21 protein-coding genes and 1 pseudogene are annotated in these 23874 nt (G+C 32.8%); 14 read left to right on the top strand and 8 right to left on the bottom strand.

All coding sequences use genetic code 11. The features are described from left to right. Positions 1–155: 155 nt before the first annotated feature. A complete protein-coding gene (locus tag BR44_RS05495; protein ID WP_034551085.1) occupies positions 156–1490 on the bottom strand; it encodes an MATE family efflux transporter in 1335 nt (444 codons plus the stop codon). 808 nt (positions 1491–2298) lie between these two features. On the opposite strand from BR44_RS05495, the gene BR44_RS12160 reads away from it, so the two are divergent. The 3 genes from BR44_RS12160 to BR44_RS05490 all read left to right on the top strand — a co-directional run bounded on the left by BR44_RS12160 (position 2299) and on the right by BR44_RS05490 (position 4636). Next, positions 2299–2424, top strand: coding sequence for a recombinase family protein (locus BR44_RS12160; RefSeq protein ID WP_084676156.1), 126 nt, complete (start codon positions 2299–2301; stop codon positions 2422–2424). 442 nt (positions 2425–2866) lie between these two features. After that, entirely contained in the window at positions 2867–3010 is a 144-nt protein-coding gene (locus tag BR44_RS12095) for a terminase gpP N-terminus-related DNA-binding protein (RefSeq protein ID WP_342668067.1), read from the top strand. A 213-nt stretch (positions 3011–3223) separates the two neighbouring features. Continuing rightward, the gene (locus BR44_RS05490; protein WP_034551083.1) at positions 3224–4636 is read left to right on the top strand and encodes a cryptochrome/photolyase family protein; all 1413 of its coding nucleotides are present in this window, start codon (positions 3224–3226) and stop codon (positions 4634–4636) included. 260 nt (positions 4637–4896) lie between these two features. On the opposite strand, the gene BR44_RS05485 is transcribed toward BR44_RS05490, so the two are convergent. Continuing rightward, on the bottom strand, positions 4897–6798 hold the full coding sequence (locus BR44_RS05485) for a heavy metal translocating P-type ATPase (RefSeq protein ID WP_034551081.1): 1902 nt from the start codon (positions 6796–6798) through the stop codon (positions 4897–4899). Between the two features lie 252 nt (positions 6799–7050). Between BR44_RS05485 and BR44_RS12155 the strand changes: the two are divergent. After that, positions 7051–7206 (top strand): annotated as a pseudogene (locus BR44_RS12155) (ArsR/SmtB family transcription factor); the annotation flags it as partial. Positions 7207–7696: 490 nt separating this feature from the next. Here the strand turns inward: BR44_RS12155 and BR44_RS11710 are convergent. Together BR44_RS11710 and BR44_RS05470 are read right to left on the bottom strand one after the other, a co-directional pair. Further along, entirely contained in the window at positions 7697–7891 is a 195-nt protein-coding gene (locus BR44_RS11710) for a hypothetical protein (protein WP_211249863.1), read from the bottom strand. A 573-nt stretch (positions 7892–8464) separates the two neighbouring features. After that, positions 8465–9244, bottom strand: a complete 780-nt coding sequence (locus BR44_RS05470) for a GTP pyrophosphokinase (RefSeq protein ID WP_211249862.1) — start codon at positions 9242–9244, stop codon at positions 8465–8467. Between the two features lie 1050 nt (positions 9245–10294). Between BR44_RS05470 and BR44_RS05465 the strand changes: the two genes are divergently transcribed. From BR44_RS05465 to BR44_RS05445, 5 genes are all read left to right on the top strand, one after another. Further along, positions 10295–11239 (top strand): hypothetical protein, encoded by a 945-nt coding sequence (locus BR44_RS05465; RefSeq protein ID WP_034551079.1) that lies wholly within the window; start codon positions 10295–10297, stop codon positions 11237–11239. Then, positions 11208–12065: a peptide transporter gene (locus BR44_RS05460; RefSeq protein ID WP_245592925.1), complete on the top strand. Its 858-nt coding sequence runs from the start codon at positions 11208–11210 to the stop codon at positions 12063–12065. Before BR44_RS05465 ends, BR44_RS05460 begins: the two co-directional genes overlap by 32 nt. A 715-nt stretch (positions 12066–12780) precedes the next feature. Then, a complete protein-coding gene (locus tag BR44_RS05455; protein ID WP_034551077.1) occupies positions 12781–13014 on the top strand; it encodes a DUF3953 domain-containing protein in 234 nt (77 codons plus the stop codon). Between the two features lie 428 nt (positions 13015–13442). Then, positions 13443–14051 carry a membrane protein gene (locus BR44_RS05450; RefSeq protein ID WP_034551076.1) on the top strand — a complete coding sequence of 203 codons (609 nt, stop codon included), beginning with the start codon at positions 13443–13445 and terminating at the stop codon, positions 14049–14051. 10 nt (positions 14052–14061) lie between these two features. Then, positions 14062–15537 carry a flotillin family protein gene (locus BR44_RS05445; RefSeq protein WP_034551074.1) on the top strand — a complete coding sequence of 492 codons (1476 nt, stop codon included), beginning with the start codon at positions 14062–14064 and terminating at the stop codon, positions 15535–15537. A gap of 875 nt (positions 15538–16412) precedes the next feature. Here the strand turns inward: BR44_RS05445 and BR44_RS11480 are convergent. Continuing rightward, on the bottom strand, positions 16413–16562 hold the full coding sequence (locus BR44_RS11480) for a hypothetical protein (RefSeq protein ID WP_156954898.1): 150 nt from the start codon (positions 16560–16562) through the stop codon (positions 16413–16415). 73 nt (positions 16563–16635) lie between these two features. Beyond that, entirely contained in the window at positions 16636–17226 is a 591-nt protein-coding gene (locus BR44_RS05435; protein WP_034551073.1) for an isochorismatase family protein, read from the bottom strand. A gap of 458 nt (positions 17227–17684) precedes the next feature. On the opposite strand from BR44_RS05435, the gene BR44_RS05430 reads away from it, so the two are divergent. The 3 genes from BR44_RS05430 to BR44_RS05420 all read left to right on the top strand — a co-directional run bounded on the left by BR44_RS05430 (position 17685) and on the right by BR44_RS05420 (position 19480). After that, positions 17685–18113, top strand: coding sequence for a MarR family winged helix-turn-helix transcriptional regulator (locus BR44_RS05430; RefSeq protein WP_034551071.1), 429 nt, complete (start codon positions 17685–17687; stop codon positions 18111–18113). A 17-nt stretch (positions 18114–18130) separates the two neighbouring features. Next, positions 18131–18547, top strand: a complete 417-nt coding sequence (locus BR44_RS05425) for an NmrA family NAD(P)-binding protein (RefSeq protein WP_051912554.1) — start codon at positions 18131–18133, stop codon at positions 18545–18547. A gap of 231 nt (positions 18548–18778) precedes the next feature. Next, a complete protein-coding gene (locus BR44_RS05420; RefSeq protein ID WP_034551070.1) occupies positions 18779–19480 on the top strand; it encodes an FAD-dependent oxidoreductase in 702 nt (233 codons plus the stop codon). Positions 19481–20023: 543 nt separating this feature from the next. Here BR44_RS05420 and BR44_RS05415 read toward each other — a convergent pair. Then, complete coding sequence (locus BR44_RS05415; protein WP_034551069.1) at positions 20024–20353, bottom strand: hypothetical protein; 330 nt, start codon at positions 20351–20353, stop codon at positions 20024–20026. Between the two features lie 930 nt (positions 20354–21283). Here BR44_RS05415 and BR44_RS05410 point away from each other — a divergent pair. Both BR44_RS05410 and BR44_RS05405 read left to right on the top strand, forming a co-directional pair. Then, entirely contained in the window at positions 21284–21865 is a 582-nt protein-coding gene (locus tag BR44_RS05410; RefSeq protein ID WP_084676099.1) for a fasciclin domain-containing protein, read from the top strand. 522 nt (positions 21866–22387) lie between these two features. Continuing rightward, the gene (locus BR44_RS05405; RefSeq protein ID WP_034551067.1) at positions 22388–22735 is read left to right on the top strand and encodes a hypothetical protein; all 348 of its coding nucleotides are present in this window, start codon (positions 22388–22390) and stop codon (positions 22733–22735) included. 736 nt (positions 22736–23471) lie between these two features. Here the strand turns inward: BR44_RS05405 and BR44_RS12150 are convergent. After that, positions 23472–23816: an SIS domain-containing protein gene (locus BR44_RS12150; protein ID WP_425393575.1), complete on the bottom strand. Its 345-nt coding sequence runs from the start codon at positions 23814–23816 to the stop codon at positions 23472–23474. Positions 23817–23874 lie beyond the last annotated feature (58 nt).

The following is a 23874-nucleotide window of genomic DNA, read 5'->3' as shown; positions in this document are numbered from 1 at the left end:
GCAAAAAAATGATGATGGCCATACACAGTAGGCTAGATAGAATAACCGTTTCCGTAATAACTGTCTAACTTTGAAAGTACATAAATGATCCTCATTTTTTTGCTTTTAAAGTATCAAATAAGTGTTCAATAGGGTGCTAAGAATAAATTGTAACCTTATGATGATAGTTCAAGAAAAATTTTCTGCATATTTTTCCGCCACCTGAGTCTCATAAAGATAGAACGGACAATTTCGTCTAGACCTAAAGCTAACCAGACTCCTACTAAGCCCATTTGAAGTGGAAAAGAGAAGAAGTAAGCGAGAAACACACCAACACTCCACATGGATAAAACGCCGACATAGAAAGGGAATTTCACATCAGAGGAAGCTCTTAAGGCACTTACAAAAATCAAATTCTGGCTTCTTCCCGCTTCTAAAATAAAATTAAACACTAAAACTTGGCTGGCTAAAGTAATGATTTGCAGATTATTAGTGAGTAAACCCAGTAGAGGAACTCTAAATAAAACTAGAATTAAACAAGCTAGCATACTAATAATAAAGGAAGCTTTAGAAGCAAAGGAGGTTAGGTCCTTGGTTTTTAAATAGTTTTTCGCACCAAAGTGCCAGCCTATCATGATGGAGGTGCCTTGCCCTAAGGAAACAGCAAAAATATAAACAAAGCTAACCAGAGTATTGCTGTAGGAATACGCAGTGATAGCTACTTCCCCGAGTCTTGTAATCATTAGCATCATGACAAAACGGGCCAGATTGTAAGAAATTTGTTCTCCAGCTGCAGGAAGACCAAATTTTAAAATAGCAGGAATATTTTCTTTAAAATCTCCCATGGTGAAGGAGACCATTTTAGGTTTGAAAATTAGGTCATAAACCAGATAGCTTAAAATAATCATCCCTAAGCCTCGACTTATAATGGTGGCTATGGCAGCCCCTCTTACCCCCATAGCTGAGAAACCCAAATGACCATAAATCAAAAGATAATTTAAAAATACATTGGTTAAGTTGGTAATGATAGAAATCTTTAATGTGGCTTTCGTTTTCCCAAAGGAACGAAGAAACATGGAAAATGTCATGGCCAGAAGTTGCATAAAAATAAAGCCACCCACAATGACTAGATATTGTTTTGCGAAAGCTAGCATCTCCCCTCGCAGATTCATAATACTTAAAACGCTCCCAGAGAAAGCCACGAAAGCTAAACTAAAAAGAAACCCCATAATTAGATTGACCAGTATGGCTGTTAAAGTCAATTTTTGAAGATGAGCTTTTGATCTTTTTGCTCCGATAGCTTGTGCAAGCAAGATACCTGTACCAGAAAGAATAATATTGCCTGCAATAAGAATGAGGAAAATCATTTGATTAACCACTCCCACCGCTCCTACGGCGGAGTCATTGTAGCGAGAGAGCATGATGGTATCTACACTTCCAATGATGGAAAATAATAAGCTCTCTAAAAAAATTGGAAAAGTTAAGGAGAATAGTTTTTTCTTCTCAGTCATAATTTTTTGTCCTCTCTCTTATAAATAAAGCTTTATTTTTCAGCTTAAAGAGAAAAATAGCTTCTTGAATAGGGGATACTTTTTATCTATCTTTTAATAGTTTACAATTCTTCTATATTTACATTTGAACTATCAGAGATACTAAAAATACACAATTTAAGAAAAAAGAAATTTGTGTATATAAACTAACTTTCGTAATTTTATCTGCTCCAATATGACCATAAAAAAGTGTGTTCTTAGATACGGTATCAAAGGCCTCAATTTTTGCATATGTGTAGTAATGTTCAATTACACTATCCGCTAGTACAGGAAAGAATTTTTTTGTGTTTTAGAATAATTAGTATGTTTATTAATTTTTAAATAGTCATTCATGGTTACACCTTTCTTTATTAAATAGTTTTAGACTATTTCAATATACGTGATAATCATTTAGAGCATACTTACTCATTAACTATAATAGCGTTTTCTTCATGAAATAAATACCTCTATATTATTATTTTGTAGAATCTTATTGGAATTATGTAATTGATTTACTGTTTTGGGAAAGCAATGCTAAGAACTATTCTATTCTTTTTACAGGTAGATGGTTTAGATTAAGCTGCTAGACTATCAATAGAGTATACCCATTAATACATATCATATTTTGAGTGTTGTTCTAATAACATTTGCAATGTATCATGTAGACATATCAATAGATTATAAAAAAGAGGGATATATGGTGGTTTTTAAATCGGCTAGGGTATCTTCTTTGGATTAAAATTTAGATGCTCAAATAGAAGTATTAAGAATAAAGACTTGTGGTTAAGGTATTCATGAGAAAGTTTCTGGTATTTCAAATAATAAAGATGGGTTAAATGATTTGTTAAACAAAATGATTTCAAGCGATACATTAGTAGGGACAAGAATGGATAGATTAGGAAGAAATACAAAGTAATTATCAGAGGTAGTAAAACTCTTAAAAAAGGAAACAATTTCTTGAATAGTTTAGCTTTAAGAATAGTTACTAGTAAATGGACTGGAAAATTAAGTTTACCTATTATGTCAGCCTTTAGTGAGTTAGATAGAACATAAGTAAAGAAAAACAACAAGTAGGGAGGAAAAGATTTATCGACACATGATTTAGTTTGTTAGAGAATGCAATTGTGTATTGGAGGAGGATAGAAAAACCCTGCTGTTAAGAGGTTCTGGATACGCGATTTCATCCATTTCCATGTGTATTTTTTTATCAGAATATAGAATAGTAGTTTTTTTATTTTTAATCAAACAACTGCTGATATCGTCTAGTATAGCTACCCTATCAGGTTGAACGGTTTCTATCTTTGTTACTCTATTCAAACGAGATTTCATTGTGGAGCAAAGCAAGGAATAATTGAAAAGTGCTAAGGCAAGAGGAAGAAAATGCACGAGTTGTGAAACGAGCGATCAAGCTCTACAAGAGCCAGCAATATAGTGTGGAGGAGATTACAGAAATGACTGGAATCAGATATGCGACTCTCTATCGGTATGTAAAAAACCACTAGTCCTCTGGCTTGAGTCATTTTTGATAGAGGTTGTAGACTGATGATATCAGTGTAGAATAAAGCTGAAAAGCGGGCTCTTTATAGATCTTGCAGAAAGAAAAACAGTCTTAAAGAAGATTGCAACGCAGCAGATACTAACGCAAAAAGAAAACAACATTCGTGATGAATGGATAGGAATAGAGTTTAGTTAAAAATTTGAAGAGGAGAGATTACTTGGTATCAGTTATGTGGTTTAGAAGAGATTTAAGATTAGAAGACAATGTGGCACTGAGACAGGCTTTTCAAGAGTCAGACTCCCTAGTGCTGCTGTTTCATGTAAATCCGAAGCAGTTTTTAGGTGAAAATTCACTAAATCAAGCGGCTTTTTTTAGAAGTGTAGAAGTTTTGCGTGATGAAGTGAAAAGAAAAAAGGGTACTCTGCATATTTTATATGGCGATCTTGAAGAGTGTTTTTTAAAATTAAAAAAAGAGATTCCTGGTTGGTCAGATATTTATATAAATAGAGATGAAACTGGGTACGGTCTTGAGCGAGATAAGATAGCAAGTAATATTTTCAAAGAATTGGGAGTCAAGGCTCATGGCTATTATGATCATCATATCCATTCAGCTAAAGAAATAAAGACTAATTCTGGAACCTATTATAAGGTGTTTACGCCTTATTTCAATAAATGGAGAGAACTACAAAAACCTGGTGTAGTTGAAGTAATAGTTGATAATAAAAAATTAATTAAAGAGCCATTATTTTCAAAAGATGAAGACCAGTTTAATTCTTTTCTTGATAAACAGATTCCTATTAAAGAATTACAGCTAGGCAATCAAGCAGCTCATGAGCGTTTAGCTGAATTTATTAACTGTGATTTGAATAATTATAATGAGGCCAGAGATTATCCGCTAAAAAATGCAACAAGCCATTTATCCAAACACTTAAGAACAGGTGAAATTTCCATTCGGACTGTTTTTGACCAAGTTAATCGTTCAAAAAATTCTTTAGGTAAAGAAACATTTATTAAAGAGCTGGCTTGGAGAGATTTTTACAATATGATCTATGCTTCCCATCCAGACCAGAAATACAATTCAATTAACCCCTCTTTTCGTCAAGTTGAGTGGGAGAATGATAAGCAATTTTTCAGCAATTGGAAAGAGGGAAAGACAGGTTTTCCACTAGTCGATGCCGCAATGCGACAGTTAAAAGAAACCGGATGGATGCATAACCGGCTGCGTATGGTAACAGCTTCTTTTTTAACCAAAGACTTGTTAATTGACTGGAGGTGGGGAGAACAATACTTTCAAGAAATGCTCATTGATTATGATTCGGCTAGTAATATAGGCGGGTGGCAATGGGCGGCTTCAACAGGGACAGACAGCGTTCCTTATTTCAGAATATTCAACCCGACAACACAGTCAGAGAAGTATGACAAAGATGGAGATTTCATAAAGCGCTACATTCCTGAGCTTGAGAATATGACTAGTTTAAAGATACATGATCCGTCAAAGCTTTCTGAAAAAGAGCAAAATGAATTTGGAATGATCATAGGGAAACATTACCCTGAGCCAATTGTCTCACACAAACAAAGGCGAAAGTTAACCATTAAAGCATTTGAAGATAGTAAAAAAAACAGCACTTAATAAGGAGGCTGCTGAAAACAAGAAGAATTTTAGCAGCCTCATTTTAATAAAGTTCCAGATACAGGATTTCATCTCATTTCATGTATTAAACGACATCATATGAAATCATGGTTAAAACTGTCGCTAGTTAAACCAATGGTTGGAAATTTGTATGGTTTTCTTTTCTACATTGAAAGAAAATAAGAACCCTATTCCCTTTTGAGCGGTAGAGTTCTTATTTAATAAGCATTGAAATAAAATTAATGGTACAAAGCTAGTGTTTAATTAGTCCTTAATAACCTAAGACCATTCAAGATAACGATTAATGTACTTCCTTCATGAACAAGTACACTAATAGCTATGTCCGTTAGCCCCAATAAACTGACTACAATTAAAAAAGCTACAACAATCATTGAGAAAATAATGTTTTGCCAAATAACACGTTTCATTCTCAAAGAAATTTTATGTGCATTAACTAATTTAGATAAATTATTCTGCATTAAAACGAGATCAGATACATCTACTGCTACATCAGTACCATCTCCCATAGCTATTCCGACGTCTGCCTTCACAAGGGCAGGTGCATCGTTTACACCATCTCCTACCATAGCCGTCACTCCATATTTTTGTTTTTGTTCATCCATAATAGCTGATTTGTCTGCCGGCATGACATTGGCAATGACTTCATCTATGCCTAATTCTTTACCAACAGCTTGTCCTGTCATTTCGGAATCTCCAGTAATTAACGTCGTATGAATACCAAGTTTTTTGAAGTAAGCAATCGTTGCTTTTGCGTGTTCGCTAGGAACATCCATTAGTGCTATCAGACCAATCACTTTTTCATCTTCTGCTACGTAAACGACTGTGTTCCCTTCTGAAGCCCATTCTTTGTTTAATTGTTTATCTTCTTCAGAGACCTTTTCAAAAGAAGTTGGTTTCCCTATCTGATATTTTTTCCCTTCGTAATTACCAGTTAAACCTTTACCGATTTGATTGGTTACTTCTATGTCTAACTTATTTTTAGGTTCAAATTTTTCTAAAATAGCATTGGCTAAAGGATGATTCGATTCTTTTTCAAGAGCCACTATAACATCAATGATAGTTTCTTCATTTACAAAATCAGTAAAAGAGTAATTCGTAACTTCTGGTTTTCCACGTGTAAGAGTTCCAGTTTTATCAAAAGCAATAGCGTCTATATCTGCTAATTGTGATAGATACGTGCTTCCTTTTGAAAGAACCCCTTTTTTCGCAAGGTTCGATGTGGTTGACAAGGTTACGGAAACGGTACTGGCTGCTAAGGCACAAGGAGAGGCTGCAACCAAAAGAACTAACCCTTTGTAAATACTCTCTGACCATGTCCAATCAAACAAAAAGGGGGCAAGTAAAATAATAAGTGAGGTTGCAACCAAAACAAACGTAACGTACGTAGGTTCAAATTTTTGAATGATACTAGCTGCTTTTGTTTGGTTGTCTTGATTTTGATTCACTAATTGTAAAATTTTTGAGAACACAGTATCTTTATTTTCTTTTGTAACTTCCATCGAGAAAGTACCTGTTCCATTTATGGTACTTGCATAAACACTATCGCCTGTTGTCTTTTCTTTAGGCATACTTTCACCGTTAATAGCAGATTCGTTAATAGAAGTAGAGCCCGATAGAATGGTTCCATCAATAGGTACTTGATCACCGTTTAACACTTGTAATTGATCTCCAACTTTTAAATCCTCGACAGCAACGGTTTCAGTCTTTCCATCAGGCATAATTAATTTAGCTGTTGTTGGATTCATTTCCATCAACTTAGTCATTTCTCTTTTGCTTCTGCCTTCAGCGTAGTCTTCAAGAAAATGAGCTCCAGAGAAAATGAGAATCAATAATGTTCCTTCCCAAAAACTACCTATTAGAGAAGCTCCAATTGCAGCTAGTCCCATTAAAATATGAGAATTAGGTGTAAAGTTCTTTTTATTTTTGGTGTTTTCGATAGTCTCGCTTAATCCTTCAATAATAATGACGTGATACCCAGCTGTAATTGTAGCGATTGAAAATAAACTGTTTTGTAGGAATAGGTAGTTATCGGTCAATAATAATGCGATAATCGCCAGTGCTAAACCAATAAAATATAAAATGATGGGGGCCTTTCCATGAGGGTGCTCTTCGTGAGGCTGTTTTTTTTTACTATTAGCCATTTTATCACCTTTCTTAAAATAGATAGTATTGTTTTATTACTTCGTAACAATTACGTTTTACACATGAATGCTTAATCATATGTCTGTATGTTCATTTTATGCCGCTAAAATGATATTGTCAACTATTACCAAAAAATTAGCCCTATTTATTAGAAAATTAACCTGTCTTCTATTGGATGAAGAACTTGTATTCCAAACCTTGTATGATAATTTAGGTATGAATAGATACATATAGGAGAGGGAGCATTGGCTATGAATCGATCATCTTCTCTATTGGAGAAAGAATCTATACAAGAAGTAAGTACACTATTTAGACTAATTAGTGATCCTACGAGACTGTCGATTTTGTTTCTTTTACATCGAGAAGAACTTAGTGTTGGAAATAGTGCAAGAAATTTAAATATGGAAAACGTACGGTATAAAAAAATGTACCTACAAAATGTTTTTTTGTTTACATTCTCATGTGTAATTATCTTAATTATAGTTACTATTCTTATTATTGCTGTAAATTAAATTCTGTTCGAATCTTTATTTGACCAACTATCATAGATTAAATAAGAAAAAAAGAACCCTCTAGATTAAGGGTTCTTGGAAGGGCTAAAAATGGGTAGTCTTTTTTTTACTTTACATGCAGTTTGTACATTGCAAATCTTGCGATAGGCTGTGCAACTAGCAACTCAACCCAAATAGCTACACCAAAGTTTTTAAAGCAATTTGGAAAGAAGCTTTGAGAAGGCTTTATGCTTATTTTTCTCATACCAACCCAATGGTCCTATTATTGACAGACAAATAGATATAATGGTAACAGTTAAATAGGTATTTAATAGTATAAGAGCGTTAAACTCATCGGTTTCACCTAAGGACTTTGGCATTACTTTACCAACTATCGGCTCTGCAATCACGTTACCAGTAATACGATAATGACCCACATGAATGGGATAATTCGTAACGTTTCAAAATAATTTTCAATGTTGAATCCTTGTCCCAACATCATGATAGTAGGAGCGACGATGTTTACCGAAATAATCGATATAATCACCATAAATAGTATGCCTTCTTTTGGAGATTGAGGCAGTCGATCTTCTTTATACATCTTTTAACCCTCCGAAATAATTTTTCAAATGGTAGACGTATCTTACGACAGATGTTTTTAGTCAAAGGAATTGACCAATATCTCCAAAACCTTTATTACTTATTTTATCCATTAATTAAATACATCCAAGACTTGTATTAGCAAAAAAATTGTGAGCAAAGTTAAATTGGCAACAGACTCCTGAACACTTGTGGACTAATTTTGTATTTGTTTATTAAAGAAAACAAGAACTAGATATATAAGGTACGAGAAATTTATTTCCGTTTTTTTTGTGGAGAAGAAGAAAAAGAACCTTGGTTTAACAAGATTCGGGATTCATGAATTTATCTAATTTCATGTATCTATTGTGTGATTAATTTTTTTCATCTTTTTTATCTAATTTTTGTAAATTACTAAAAGCAATACCACAAAAAACTGAACTAAGTATCCCTAATATAGAAAAAATAACTCTAACATAAAAATGACCTCGATTCATTGTAATTTATATACAAAAATATGAGAAATTCTATAAAATTTGCTATCTTTATTATAGCAAAGATAAGCTCAATCCAGTAACATTCGGGATACATGACTTTATCTCATTTCATGTATTTGTAAATTATGAGTGTCATTCCTTTTTTTCTTTTTAGTTCTATCTTTAATAACATATAATCGATGCTTCTTTCTAGGGAGTTTATTGCCTTCTATCTTATTTTTAATCTCCAGCATCTTTAAATCTGTCCTAGCAATCGTTTCTGCGCATTCTTTCAATTCAATTTCAATACTATTGGAGTCTTTTAAATTTTCTTTATACTTTAACTGATATTCAAGGCTCGCCCAAAAATCCATTGCAACGGTACGAATTTGTACTTCTACTTTTACAGATTGTTTTCTATCCGAAAAGAAAATAGGGACGGCTATAATCATATGATAACTTCTATAGCCATTTGACTTAGGGTTTTTAACATAGTCTTTTGCATCTATTAACGTTACGTCATCTTGCTTAACAAGCATATCCGCAACTGTGTATATATCATCAATAAATGCAACGACCACACGTACACCAGCGACGTCGTTTAGAGAAGATACGATAGCTGTTGTTGTTATATCCTTATCCATTTTCTGAAGTTTACGAACGATACTTGCTGGCTCCTTAACCCTCGATTTAATAACTTGTATGGGATTTTTTTTATCATGATGAGATAATTCATCATTTAGTATTTCCAATTTTGTAGTTACCGCTCTGATAGCAGCATTGTAAGCTAACATAAGCTCTCTAAAGTTTGTTAGTTGTTCAATCTCAACCGTTTCTTCCGATATATGTGGGGATATTGTCTCCCTTAAAAGTATCATCTTAAAATAATCATTTTCCAATCGCATTCACCTCTTTTGATTTTTCTTACGCATCTAACAGTTGTAAAATAGATTATTCAAATTAATTTAATTGTAAAGAACCTTAACTTGATAAAACTATTGACAGATAATTTGATACTGCTTCACATTAAAAAAACTGCCATATACCAAGATGGGTGCATGGCAGGTGAAAAAAGATTGCTCAGTTGCTTTCTTTTATGAGTTGAAGGCAAATGAGCTCAGTGCCTACGGGGGTAAACTAAACTGCACTTTTTTCTACACTTTAATTTTACCTATTACATAAAAAATAATCAAAAAATATCCTCTACATTTGTTTGTATTAGGAATTAAAAAGCAAGAACCTATTTTACCTTTTAGAAAGGCAAAATAGGTTCTTGCTTTAATAAGCTTATAGATAAACACTTTCAAGCAATTTTATGTACTAATTACTATATAATTTAATCAAAGAATCTGGTTATCTTTTGTTCCTTATTCATCTAATCTTTTTTCTGCGTTCTCATTATCGTATCTAACCTAGCCAATAAAAAGAGTTAATAGTAGACAATAACAGCGTAAAAAAGCTTACAGACATAAAGTTTGTAGGCTTCCTTTCTTTTCAAAAATAGCACTGCAAGAGATAGGCAGTGGCAGTCACAGAATGATACATTACAGTACGACAGATATATTAATCTATTCAACTATAAAAAATGGTTTTAAGGAAAGGCTCAGGAGGCCATTACTTGTCCTAACTTCTAGCAATATTCTTAATCTGCTGAACTGCATGTAGCTTACTTTTAAATTATAATAAAGATGATTATCTTTGATAGCGAGTGTTTCTTTCAGCGCTTTTGTAAAAATAATTTTGCGCACAAATTCTTTAGCTAATATTAATCTAGAATCAGTTGAAAGATCCCCACCATTAGTTGAAACTGAAATTTACGATAATAATAATAAAAAACTGTTTATATGTTAAAATCAGGAAGTAGAATAGTAGTTTTATAAAAAAATAATACATAAAAACGATGATCACGTAGTAGAAATTAGTTATAAAGAGAGGAGACCCTCCTTCATATGAACACATTCAAAAGTAAACATTCTAGGTTTTGGATGTTGAGTTTTATTTTATTCTTTTTTTTATTCCTTAGTTTCATCTATGAACCCTTATTATCAAAGCTTCTCACTATTCGGGTTGATAAGGCCATAATAAACGGAGAACTAACCTATCCCCCTTTTTCACCTGTTGAAGTTAAACCATTTGGTACGGATATACTAGGGTTCACCATCTTTGCTAAAGTTATTCAAGGATTTAAATATACTTTTTTCATGGGTTTATTATTAAGTATCGCTCAAATTTTAATCAGTTTATTCTTAAGTAGTTTAACGGTTTATAAGCTAGGAAGAACGATGCTTTTACCTGTTTTTTCGTATCTTGATAAACTATTCGCATTTATACCTAAGCCTTTTTTATTACTTTTGTTGATAGGACCCTATTACCACGCGATCATTTTTAGTGCAGATGATAGTCTACCTTCAACTAATATGAAATTTTTGTTGATACAATTGATCATTTTATTTCTTGTTGGGCTTCCAAATTTAGTTAAACTTTATCACAATGAATTAACTCTGCTTTTCAATCAAGACTTTGCGGAGGCTAGTTTAAGCCTTGGAAGTACAAAATTTAGATCCATCTGGTATTCTTTCAGACCACAATTAACGGAATTAACATTAAATTTACTCTTTAAAATTTTGACGCAAAACTTATCTCTTTTTATTTATTTAGCTTATTTCCAGTTGTATTTAGGCGGTTCACTAGTTATGCAGTTAGACGTAAGCACTAAATACACTGTGACAATGTCTAATGAATGGAGTGGTCTGATTGGGCAGAACATTAACCGCTTAGCTAGTACGCCTTGGACAGTACTTATTCCATTGGCATTTTATGGAGGATTGATTCTTTTGCTTAATAGAATGAAACGAGCTTTAGTTGGAGGGATGGAAAATCAACACACTTATTAAAAGCTTAAAACAGTTTGTGTCACTTATTTCTGTACCGTTAGGGATTATTTTTATTGTTTGTTTGAGTTATTCATTGCCTTTAAGTATGAGGAACCCCAGCTTATTCTGGAACTTAATGAAAGAAACAATGACACAACTTTTTACATATTCTAATATTATGGAGTTACCTAAGCTATACCAACAAACCAACGGCAGCTATACCCTAAAACTAATCAGTGTCAGTCTAGTCCTAACCATCTGCTTGTTAGTTTTGTATAGTTATTTTTTTCCAAACTTAAAAAATAAAACAGTCGTGAAGTTTATCCAATCCTTAGAAGATCTTGAAAGCTTGCCCGTTGTCGGTATCGTTCTTTTTATCCATTGGTTTAGTGTCGTTATCTACAAAGAGACATCTTTTTATCTTTTTAAAACAGTTGGGACTCCCAGAGAACCCGCGATAGTCGTTCCATTAATTATATTGACTATTTTCCCCATTATTTTTTTAATTAAATATATGACCCCCTATATTAAAGACGTTTATCAGTCTAATTATGTCATCTTTGCGAAGTCACTGGGATATTCTAGAAAGAAACTCTTTATTTCTTATGTTATTCCTAATTTAGTCTCTTTTTTAGAAAATATGATAAAGTTTATTTATTTAGAAATGATTACAGTCATGCTTTTCATTGAAATTCAATTTAATACAGAGGGATTACTAACTGGATTAAGAAATACCCAAATCATGCCTGCTACTCATAGCCCACAAATAATCGTGATTAATTATTTGTTCTTATTGTTGATTCCGTATGTCTTTATAAGCCTTTTTTTTAAGCTAAGAATTAAATAAGAAATTGAGCTAGTGTAGATAATCTTAAGTTAGACCTTTTAATAAGTCGGGATAGTTCTGAAAAAGAATATCAGTCTAGATTAAAAAATTTGAGTCTAATTTGCTTGTTGTAGCTATAACAGACAGTAGTAGTTTCCAGGTTCGCAGAGCATTCGAAATAGTAAATGTGAGATAAAAAAAACTTTGCTAATAATAAGGTTCTGGATACATGACTTTATGTCATTTCATGTATGGATATAAATAAAATCATTATTTTATTTTATTGAAAGATTCTTTTATATGATTTTGTCTGTTAAGCTGTCATGAAGAATACTACGATTAAAAAAATATTATTTACAAGAGCAGTTAAATGCGGTTATTCTTTTTAATATAAGTAGAGTGGGAACAAAATGAATAAAAAAATCGAGTCATTTATTTATGGAATTATGGGCGTACGGGTAGGTTTCATAATTATGGGTTCAATTCAGAACGGAGAAATAAACTGGAAGGAAATTAGTTGCTTTTTCACGTTACTCTCTTATTAATAGTTATATTTAAATGAGGTTTGAACTTATATAAAAACTGGGATTGATCGATTATAAAGGTAGTTTGATTATATTAGTATTGCTATTGTATTTCGTATCTATTCGATAATTCTCATAAATTTTTTTAAAAAAACAATGACCTAGCAAAATTAAAGATACATTTAAATTATTTTAAATGGAGGGGTAAGTTTATGCTTCTAATAGGACGTTTGATTTTTACAGTAGTTGGTTCATTACTTGCTATATATTCACTAGTGACAGAAAATGGTGCCTTTCTACCTTTTATGGTCTTGTCTATAGGCTTCACGATGCTCATTGCAGGAGTAGAAGAGTTTCAGAAAGAAAGAAAACTACAAAGTGCTTTTTACGTTAGTACGTTTTTATTTTTATTCTTTGTTTTCTTTCAAGGGTTGTTGCCTCTTTAAAGAAAATAGTTATTCAGCAAATAAAAATAACCGTGATTTGAGAAGGTTAACAATACACTATTCTAATCAATGTCCTGTATCATTGAAACTATCCACTAATTTAGAATAATGGGTTTTTTTATATTAAAATGCTTATATTAAAATACAATTTAATGGTATAATTAATTTAATAACATATATTTTCAAAAGAATATTTATTCTGTATGTATTAAATGAAAAAGGTGAAGATGTATTCAGAAAAGTCACAGCTGCAAAAAACGTCAACTGTGTAGTAGGAACTGACTACAAAGAGTATTATATGAGTCAAAGATTCAAGGGTCTTTTCATGGATGGAATTGTTGGCCTATCAAAAGAAACTGTATTATAGGGTACTCAAAAAATGGTAGATATTCATTAGAAATAAGTCACTGAAGGGAGGTGGAATTGAAATGCTAACTGTTGTATTAGAGAATCCGTTGTACTTACAGTATGCTTTTGCCGGCTGTATAGCCGTAGCCATTTTAACGTTGCCATTGAAAGATAGTATTAGTGTCGGTTTTTATGACATTAGTGACTTCTTTGTTACCGGTATGATTGCCTTTTTCATTACATACGGAATTCTAATATCTGAACGTAAAACAGTATCTATTATATTATTTGCAGGTATTTTTTTTGTCGTTATGGTCGCCATTATGTTAATGAATATTCTGGTTATCTTACCGTTTAAGGGACGTGCCGAAAATTCCAGTATTACCTCTATTTATCAATTAGAGGGTAAAGAGGGAAAGATTTCCGTTCCAATTTCGCTTAATAAAACAGGTGAAGTCATTGTTTATACGGGGTTCACACGAGTCAATAAAATGGCTAAAATTTACGAAAATGACGACGGCATAACAGACATTCCAATAAACGAAAATGTCTTGGTTATGGACGTCAGAGACCGCGTATTATATGTATTACCGTATAATAATAGCATTAAAGACATCACCAGACGAGTGCCGACATGGAACGAAAATAAAAAGAAACAAGCTTCAAAAAATAGAGCAAGAAGAAAGTAGGAATATATATATGGATTCAACCTTATTTGGAACAGTTGGCGTTATCGCCATTGGTGTTATTTTATTAATATTGTTAGTTAGTCGTTACCGTACCGCTTCGCCAGCCGAAGCGTTAATTATTTCTGGGACAGCTTTGGGAAACAAAAACGTCTTTATAGATCCTGAAACAAACAACAAGATGAAAATCGTTAGCGGAGGCGGAACGTTCGTTTGGCCTATTATTCAAACCGTTAATAAATTATCACTTTTATCCTCTAAATTAGATGTTCGTACACCAGAAGTTTATACTAAAGAGGGTGTGCCGGTCGCAGTTGACGGGACCGTTATTATTAAGATCGGGTCAACGTCTGAAGATGTTGCAACGGCTGCAGAACAATATTTAGGTAAAACAACGGAGCAATTAGAGAGCGAAGCTAAAGAAGTTTTAGAAGGTCACTTGCGTTCTATTTTGGGTCGTATGACCGTTGAAGATATCTATAAAAACAGAGATGTCTTTAACAGTAACGTACAAGAAGAAGCTGCAAGCGATTTAGCTAAAATGGGCTTAGTGATTGTATCGTTCACCGTAAAAGAAGTGACGGATAAAAATGGTTACTTAGAAGCATTAGGTCAAGGTCGTATTGCCGAAGTCAAACGTGATGCTGACATTAAGACAGCCAACGCAGACAAAGAAACACGTATTCAACGTGCTTTAGCCGATCAAAAATCTCAAGAAGCTGAATTACAACGTGAAACAGAAACAGCGAACGCTAAAAAAGAGAAAAGTTTATTGTTATCTACGTATGAGAGAGAACAAAATATCGCTAAGGCCGAAGCTGAAAGTGCTTATGACTTGAGACGTGCTGAATTAAAAAAACGCGTTGTTGTTGAAGAAGGTAACGCATTAATTACAGAGCGTGAAAAACAAATTGAACTACAAGAGAAAGAAACAATCAAGAAAGAGCGCGAATACGACGCAACCGTTCGTAAGAAAGCCGAAGCTGAACGTTACGCTGTTGAACAAAGCGCTATCGCTAGTAAAAATAGATCCATTGCTGAATCTGAAGCTAGAGCTAAAGAAATCGAACTAAATGGTCAAGCTGAAGCTGAAAGTATTCGTTTGATCGGTCAAGCTAACGCCGAAAGTAAGACAGCATGGGCTAAAGCCATGGAGGGTATCGGAAGTTCAGCCATTACGACGATGCTGATTGAAGCTTACCCATCTATTATCAAAGCATCTGCAGAACCACTAGGCAACATTGACAAGATAACGGTTGTTGATAGCGGAGACGGCAATGGTGCATCAGCTATTACTAAGACAGCAACAAATGTGCTAGCTTCGACACAAGAAGCCCTTAAAGACGCAACAGGTTTAGACCTAATTGAATTGATTAATTCAATGGCTGGAACAAAGAATATTGGTCGTCAAATCAACAATTTGAATGACACACTTAGCCAGCCAACAACTGAAACTGATACAACCGTAGTCGCAGAAGATTCAGAATAAAGACCAGCATCAGCGCACGGCTAGGGGCCTTGTGGCGGTTCGATTCCGCCTCGTGTAGTTTATTTAGATTAAGAGGTTGCCAAATGACTTTTCGTTAAAAGACTAATCTGTAATTAATATAGAAAAGAGCGGAAATCAGAAAAATGCGCATACTTTGGTGGCTATTGTCTGTTTTTATACCGGTTAACCTGTATGAAGCTGCAAAGTACGTTGTCGCTTCAGACCCGTTCACCAAGACATCGACAAACTAGAACGGTAGTTTAGTGGACACATAGGACTAAAAAAACTTATCTGATAAATAAAAAGAGAAAGCTATAAGGCTATCTCTTAGGATGGGGTATTGTTTTCATAGTGGGATCAAGCAGTCTTTATGATTACGATTTTTTTACTTTGTCGACTGTAAAAAAAGCCTATATTGTCCATTGATTCTCATCGAACGGATTTTCTTGCTTTATGACTGAGGAACTTCATTTCTTCTAACTTGTTCAACTGGATTTTTTCGTAGGATCTCTACTCTTCTATCGTAATCCCCTTTTAAGCCAACTCTTCCAAGCAATGGAAGATGTTTTTTCTTAACATCTTTATATTGCAAGACTTTCTATTTCTTCTTCCTCCTTATACTACTCTTTCAGGGTATAATCATTAAAAACTAACGACACATTAACCATACTAACAACTATTTTAAAAAGTAAGAGGTGCGTTTTTAAGATAGTTGTTCAGTAAATAAAAAGAACCTTAATTTTAAAAAACTCTGGGTACATGAATCTATATTATTTCATGTACCTTAAAGAGTTTTAAAAAATTAAAGTGAGAGATAAATAGTTATGCAAAGTGAATGGATGGCTAGTAGATTTAGTGGATTATCATTGGTTGTTTCACTTGATGCGGTTCAAAGCAGAAAGAGATTCAGCATGCTTCACTACTAAATCTGCTTGGTCATCTATTGCGTCGTTAAGTAAAAATGTGTACAATTTGGATTCTTCGTATGGGTTCGCTGCAAATGTAGCAATGATGGCGTCATCCAACTAACCACTAATGTTGACTTTCTCAAAATTAATTGAACCAGCTAATTCCTCTATCTCAGATGTTTTTTTGGCATCAGTTTTCTTCAAGGGACACGATGTTGACGCCAGCCGCAACCATATCAATCAAGGCTCCCTCGCCGTCACTGACAGCAGCCGTGAGAGTAGCGACAACCGAAACCTTGAATCCAGCAGTCACCGCATCCAGAGCAGTAGCCTTGACACAGTAATCGGTAGCAATTCCAACAATGTCAACCTCTGTAACGCCCAACGAGCGGAGCGCATCTTCCAGAGAAACGCCTGTCCCTTGGATCACTCCCTGAAAACCACTGTAATCCGGGCGACCCATCCCCTTGACGATGTGAATGTCAACGTCTTGGCGGATCCTTGCATCAGCGTACTCAACACCCTCAGTTCCCTGAACACAGTGAACTGGCCATGTGTCCATAAAATCAGGCTCAGCAGGCGGTGTTGCAAAGTGTCCACCGTTGTCATTGTTAGCCTCGTGGAAGTCACGGGTACCAAAAATGACCGGGTATTCCTCAGAGAATCGATCAATGTAGCTGACAACATTATTTGCTACTTCACGCCCTCCAGTCACACCTAGAGCGCCACCTTCACAGAAATCATTCTGCACATCAACAATAACCAAAGCCTTCTTACCCATAATTCTTACCTCCCAATAGTTTTTTGAAAAATTTTGTAATTTTTGAAAAGAACCCGCGACGGGTCATTGGTACATCATTCATTGGTGTCCTCCATCTCGGTTACTCTATGTTAAGAGGCATTGGGAGGAGGGATTCTGCACGAAAAATGTCGGAATAGCTGACTATTTTTCATCCCTGTCTTCGATACACAATTTTATAAGATTTCGTGTATTCATAAGTCATCATTTTTTAATAAAATACTTATAAAACTAAGTTTGTCAGAATCATACAACTGTAAAACTCATTTGTATTATAGCAAGGAAAATAAATAGTAAATTTTTATGATACACACATAGATAGGCAAGAAATTGCACCAGTTTAGACATGATTTTCTAACTAGTGAAATTTTTGTATTGCTTCTTCAAATAATTAACGATAAACTAGTTAGTGTGCTAACTAGTTTATATGGGGTGATAGAATGAATATTGGTTATACAATAAATTATTGTTCAAAACTATTAAAAAATAGATTAAATAAAGATCTTGAAATAGAGGACATCACAGTATCTCAATTTGCAACTATAAAAGATATTGAAATGAATTCTTTTAAAGATGGAAAAGAGGTAGGGGCTACAGCGGTTGAAATATCTGAAAGATTAGATATGGACAAACCAACTATATCAGGAATCATAAATAGACTTACAGATAAACAATATATAGAAAAACAACCAAATCCTAATGATAAAAGGTCCTTTATATTAAAGTTAACAAAAGAATCTAAAAAAAAACTTCCTAAGCTAGAAGAAATAAGCAACAAAGTACTATCTGACGCAACAGAAGGATTAACTAATGAAGAAGTTCTACTATTTAAAAATACAATAAGTAAGATCATAAAAAATATGAGGTAAAAAAAACGGATAAATATTTGGTAACAGGCGCAAGTGGTAATATTGGTCAATATGTAGTAGAAGAGTTACTGACTTTTAAAAAGGATATAAAAGCAGCAGTTCATAATATAGAAAAAGCTAAAACTTTATTTAAAGATAAAGAAAATGTAGAATTAGTAAAATTCGACTTTTTAGATAAGAAGACGTTTGAAAAAGCATTAGAAGGAGTTCGAGCTATTTTTTTAGTGAGGCCTCCCAATCTTGCAGAACCACAAAAAGATAGGCTCCCTTTTTTAAAAGCTGCTAAAGGAAAGGGAATAGAGAAAATTGTATTTGTATCTCTTCTTGGAGTTGGAAAGAATCCAATAGTACCTCATAGAAAGATTGAACATATCATAAAAAACCTAAGCATACCTTATGTGTTTTTAAGACTAATTTTTTTATGCAAAACTTAAATACGAATCATAGAGAAAGATAAAAGAACGAGATGAGCTATATATACCAGCAGGGAAATCAAAGACAAGCTTTATAGACACAAGAGATAGAGCAAGAGCAGCAGCTATTAGCTTAATAGAAGACAAATATAAAAATACAGCTATAATGTTAATAGGAAGAGAGCCGATTAGTTTTAAACAATATGTGATAGACCATAAAGACTATTGGAACTAATATAAGGGGGATTAAAAATGAGTATATTAAGTTTATTTAAAAACAATGAAATAAAACTCATTGATAAAAGAAAAGAATTCTCGGATAAGTATTCTTTTTCATTTGAATCTAAATCACCACTGAGTTGGAAAGCAGGACAGCATGGTCTATTTAATTTTAAAGGTGAAAAGTTAAATAGAGGGAATTCTAGAATGTATAGTGTGGCATCTTCTCCATATGAAAAGATTATAACCATAGGTACAAAAATAGGGGAAAATCCTAGTGAATTTAAAGCTAAACTAAAATCTATGGAAATTGGAGAGAGCATTTTTTTAAGAGGTCCATTTGGAGGGTTTTTCATTTCTAATGATAATAAAAGTATTGCTATGATAGCTGGAGGTATCGGTATTACGCCTATGAGAGCTATATTGAAAGATTTAGAATATAAAGATAGAAAAGGAAAGGTAAAGCTATTTTATATAGATAGCAAAAGGGAGTATGTGTTTAAAGATGAATTAGACAAAATAAGTAATAACAATCCTAAAATGAATATTATATATTTAAAAGATAGAAAAGATTTGGAAGAAAATATATTAGACTATATAAAGAAACATAAAAATAATTCATTATACTTTATATCGGGTAATCCAAATATGGTAAAGGAAATTAGAATCAAGCTTAAAGATAATGGAATTAAAAGAAAAAACATTATAAACGATCGCTTTAGGGGATATAAATAGTATGTAGAATTGAAGCTGAAAAACTAGAGTAATACCACTAGATTATGTTAATTTGATTAATAGACGAGGTTTATATTCTATTTATTAAAGCCCAAATTTTAATACTATCCAGTTTGACACAATAGAACGTATGACAAATGCATGAATCGTTAAAAAGAACCTATCAAAAAGGTGAAAAGAGGTTTCTTATTGTTCTGCACGGAAAAGTAGTCCGCTATTCCGATATTTTTCGTACCTACTTCAGATGACCCTTTTTAGCCTCGTAGAGACCACGTTTTACCTGAATGCTAAAGAGAAATTAAAATGATTGAAAAACGCAAAAAACAAGGTTTTCGATACACGCTTGTATCTCATTTCATGTATTTGAAACAAACTATTAATAATTGTTGTAACTAATAAAAGTAAAAGTTACATGATAATTAATGTCAGATTAAAATTAGAGATTGGGACTTTTTGTCCCAACCTCTTTCGCATATCTAGATTTTCATTCTAGAACGTACTCCAAAAAGTAAACTCGAATTACTTTATGTCACACTACTTATTCTAATTGAATTTTTTTCCTTTTACTTTATCTTTGAACTCACTCGTTGCATCTTTTAAATGACTCGTACGAGTTCCAAATCGTCCTTTTAAATCACTAACTTTATCAACAACTTTTAATATGTTTGTTACCTGTTCATCAGATAGCTTTTCAACAATATCTAAAGCTTTTTCATTGCCTTTTAATCTATCTTTAACAAATTTTTTCGCTTTTTGGCGATTAGCATATACTTCTATTTTAGCCATAGTTTTATTTGATGCAGATAAAACAACAGATCCTACTGCTACTGCAGCACCTAAACCGACTAATAAATTGCGTGTGCTACTTTCCATAAACTAAACATCTCCTTTTTATTATTTCTCTATTAAAAATAGCAGAAAATAAATAAAAACACGAATAAAACACCTGATATTATTGTTGGAATTCATTATTTCATTTTATTTAATAAAATGAAATGAAGTATAAGAGATTTCAAGGCTTGAGAGTGCTTTAAAAGTAGGCTTCCAAATGCCTATATTCTTGTAAACATACTGATATTAGAAAATAATAAATATGAACTGAACTAATGAAAAAAATGATAAGAGCATAAAAAGATTCAGGCGCCTGCCTATTTTAAGCTACGCTTCAAAATGTTGACGTGTCAGGCTGTGCCTGACGAATCTCAAAAATAAAAACAGACGCCTAGATGTCGAAAAAACACGTTTTCTTACCTCTCTCTAAAAGATTGTCACATCAAGATTTGCAGGATGTCGCGTATGACAAATGTAATACGTTTGGTAACCATTTGTATGATATTTTTTAGGCATCTTTTTACTTGTCTTTTATTTCGATTTTTGAGAAAAGTTCGACTTTTGGGGGTCACTATAGCTTAAAAAGTCAAAGGGGACTTTTTTGTTTTGCTCGAAAAAAAGAGCCGAGACCCATCTCGCGCCAACAAGCCTTAAATTTATAGCCAATTACTTATTTTTGATCTTAATCCATCTACTCCTTATTGTTGCTATTAATCTACTCACTTTTGAATAATAGACCTATTTTGGACATAATATTTTTTAGCGAGCAACTATAACCTGATTTTCCATTTAGATACTCTTCAACTATTTTAAAACGCCTATATTCGCAATAAATAGTAGGTTAATCTCTTTTTAAACCTATTAATTGACTTCTAATAACCTTTCAATTAGAGTGTGAATATAGGTAGAGAATGAGTTTATTCTCTATTGTTTGAGAGTTTATTTTAGACTATAAGAGAGGGTGAATTTATTATGAGTAAAGAATTATTGAAGAAGTTACGATTAGGTGTAGTTTCGTTAGCAGCCATTGGATTGTTAGCAGGATGTGCAACAGATGATAATACGGATCCTGATCCAATGAATGAGGATCCAGCTATGGAAGAATCCGTCGAAGTTAAAGAAGATGTTGTTGGTATTGCACAAGGTAATTCTGACTTTAGTATTTTAGTATCTGCTCTTCAAGAAGCAGAACTTGTTGAAACTCTTCAAGGCGAAGGTCCTTTTACAGTATTTGCACCGACTAATGCTGCATTTGAAAAACTGTTAGGTGAATTAGATATTACAGCTGAAGAATTACTCGCACAGCCTGATTTAGATAAGATTCTTACGTATCATGTTGTTTCTGGAAAAGTTTTAGCTGCTGATTTAACAGATGGAATGAAAGCAGAAACAGTTAATGGAGAAGAATTAACATTTGATTTATCGGGAGATCCCATGGTGAATGAATCAGCAATAAGTACAACCGATATTGAAGCAACAAACGGCGTTGTACATGCGATTGATACCGTTTTGGTTCCTTCTGATTTTGAATTAAAAGAAGTAGATGGATATTAATTAACTCTAAAATTTTTTGAATTTAATAAAATTAGACCACACTAATAAAAAGAAATAAACTCTCAAACATTTTAAAAAGAATAAAACGTTATAAAATTGAATAAAAAGAAAATCACTCCTATTCGCTGTAGGGGTGGCTTTTTTTATGAATCGGTACTGATGCACTGTTTCAAAGTGTTGTGCAGCTATGAGAATAAGCAGCACAATACATGCCACCAAACTTTTGGAACGAAAAGGAACGGAATTCCAGCGAAAAGAGTTTGATCGGCTTGCTAAAAGCCAAATGATTTTAAGGTCTTATAAGTGACGGTTTCCCACTTGTCTCAGCTGAAAGCTGGCCAGGTTTTAGCCTTGCATAGACCACACTTCACGTGGATCATGAAGAGAAACTAAAGAAATAAAAAAACAACCTTATTAAATCAAAGTTTATTAATACACCATTATATGTCATTTCATGTATTGAGATATTTTAGAGAAATAATTTATGTCATAATAAAGAATAGATTTGAAAGGAGTTTTTTTATGAAGTATTACATATTAATTGCCTTTATGTCTTTTTTTATTTTGATTAAATTAACCGCTATGATTAAACTATCTAAAGGTCATTACTCTTCAAAAATTATTCAAGATTGGACTTTTATTCCTTTAGGTTTTAATGGATTTGAAGAGTTAACTAAAGAAAAACAAACAGTTCTAAAATCGTCAGTCTATTTAAGCTGTAGTTTAGATATCTTATTTGCGGTTATTAGTATGTTTATTGTGCGTACAGTAGAAATTGAATGGACGTTAATTCTAGTGTTTCTTTTATACTTAAACCCGATTTTATTTAGCAATCATTTGAGTAGCCTTTTTAAAAAAAATTCATACTAATACTTTTTTAAAGAGTCAGTAAATGTACAACTAAATTAATCTATCTTGTTGTAATTTATTTATTTCCATAGTGCCTAAATTGAGTCTACCCAAAATAGACAGTTAGCAGGCATTGAATGCATTCAGTTTATAAATATCTATTAAATCAAAATAAATTTTTTGATCATTTTATTAGTTTTGAAAGGTCATACAAACATATACATGTATATGTTTGTATGATTTTTTTTAGTACTTTCAGGTTAACTTTTTAGAACTAGTTTTCTCCAACTGAACAATGAATTAAATATAGTTGAAAGTAATTTATCGACTGGAGATTATAAGATATTATTTTTATTTTGGTAATCGCTTTCGAAATTAGTTGGCTATAGCCGTCTTCTGATTCCAGACGAAAAGGTTATGGTAATTTATCTTTCAAAATCATTTTTTTTGAAAGCCTGGAATACAAATAATAAAACGCTTAACTTAAGATTAAGAATAAATACATAGTTTAGCTAAGAAAGGATTTTAAGTAAACTTTCCAACACCCTATTTTTATGATTTTGGATCTGGATTGATAAAGTATGCAGTAAGAGAAATTTAAGAATGTCCGGATTTTTTATCTGGAATAAATAGGAAAACTAATATCTAAAGAATAACAAAATAAAGGATAAGGTAATAAAATAGTCCAAGTGCTAAGGCTGTATTTATTTTTAGCTATTTATTTCGTCTGAAATAGCAATAAAATTAAAAATTATTTCTAACATGAAGTCAATATATAGTCTAGATTGTATATCAGCAGTGGAATCTGAATGATTGTCTGTTTGTGTATATAATTATTCTCTAAACCCGTTATAGAAATAATATTAATTCCTTTTTGCTTAAGTAAATTAGCGCATTGTATAAGAATTTCTGTATTTCCACTTAAGGTGATAAAGATAGCAAGGAAACCATCATCGAGATTTCTTGCTAATGCCAAAGCATTGTCTCTATCCGTAGGTATCAAGCAAAGCTTATTATAATGTTCTAACTTTTGTATAAATGTACGGGTACTATTAGTTGTAATTCCAAGTGAAAAAAACACAATTTTTTTTGAACATGCAATCTCATGTACAATATTTTAATAAGATTCTAGATACACAATTTTATATAAATTTCATGTA

This window comes from Carnobacterium funditum DSM 5970, from assembly GCF_000744185.1.
Lineage (GTDB): Bacteria > Bacillota > Bacilli > Lactobacillales > Carnobacteriaceae > Carnobacterium_A > Carnobacterium_A funditum.
This window is presented reverse-complemented; position numbering and strand designations above follow the sequence as displayed.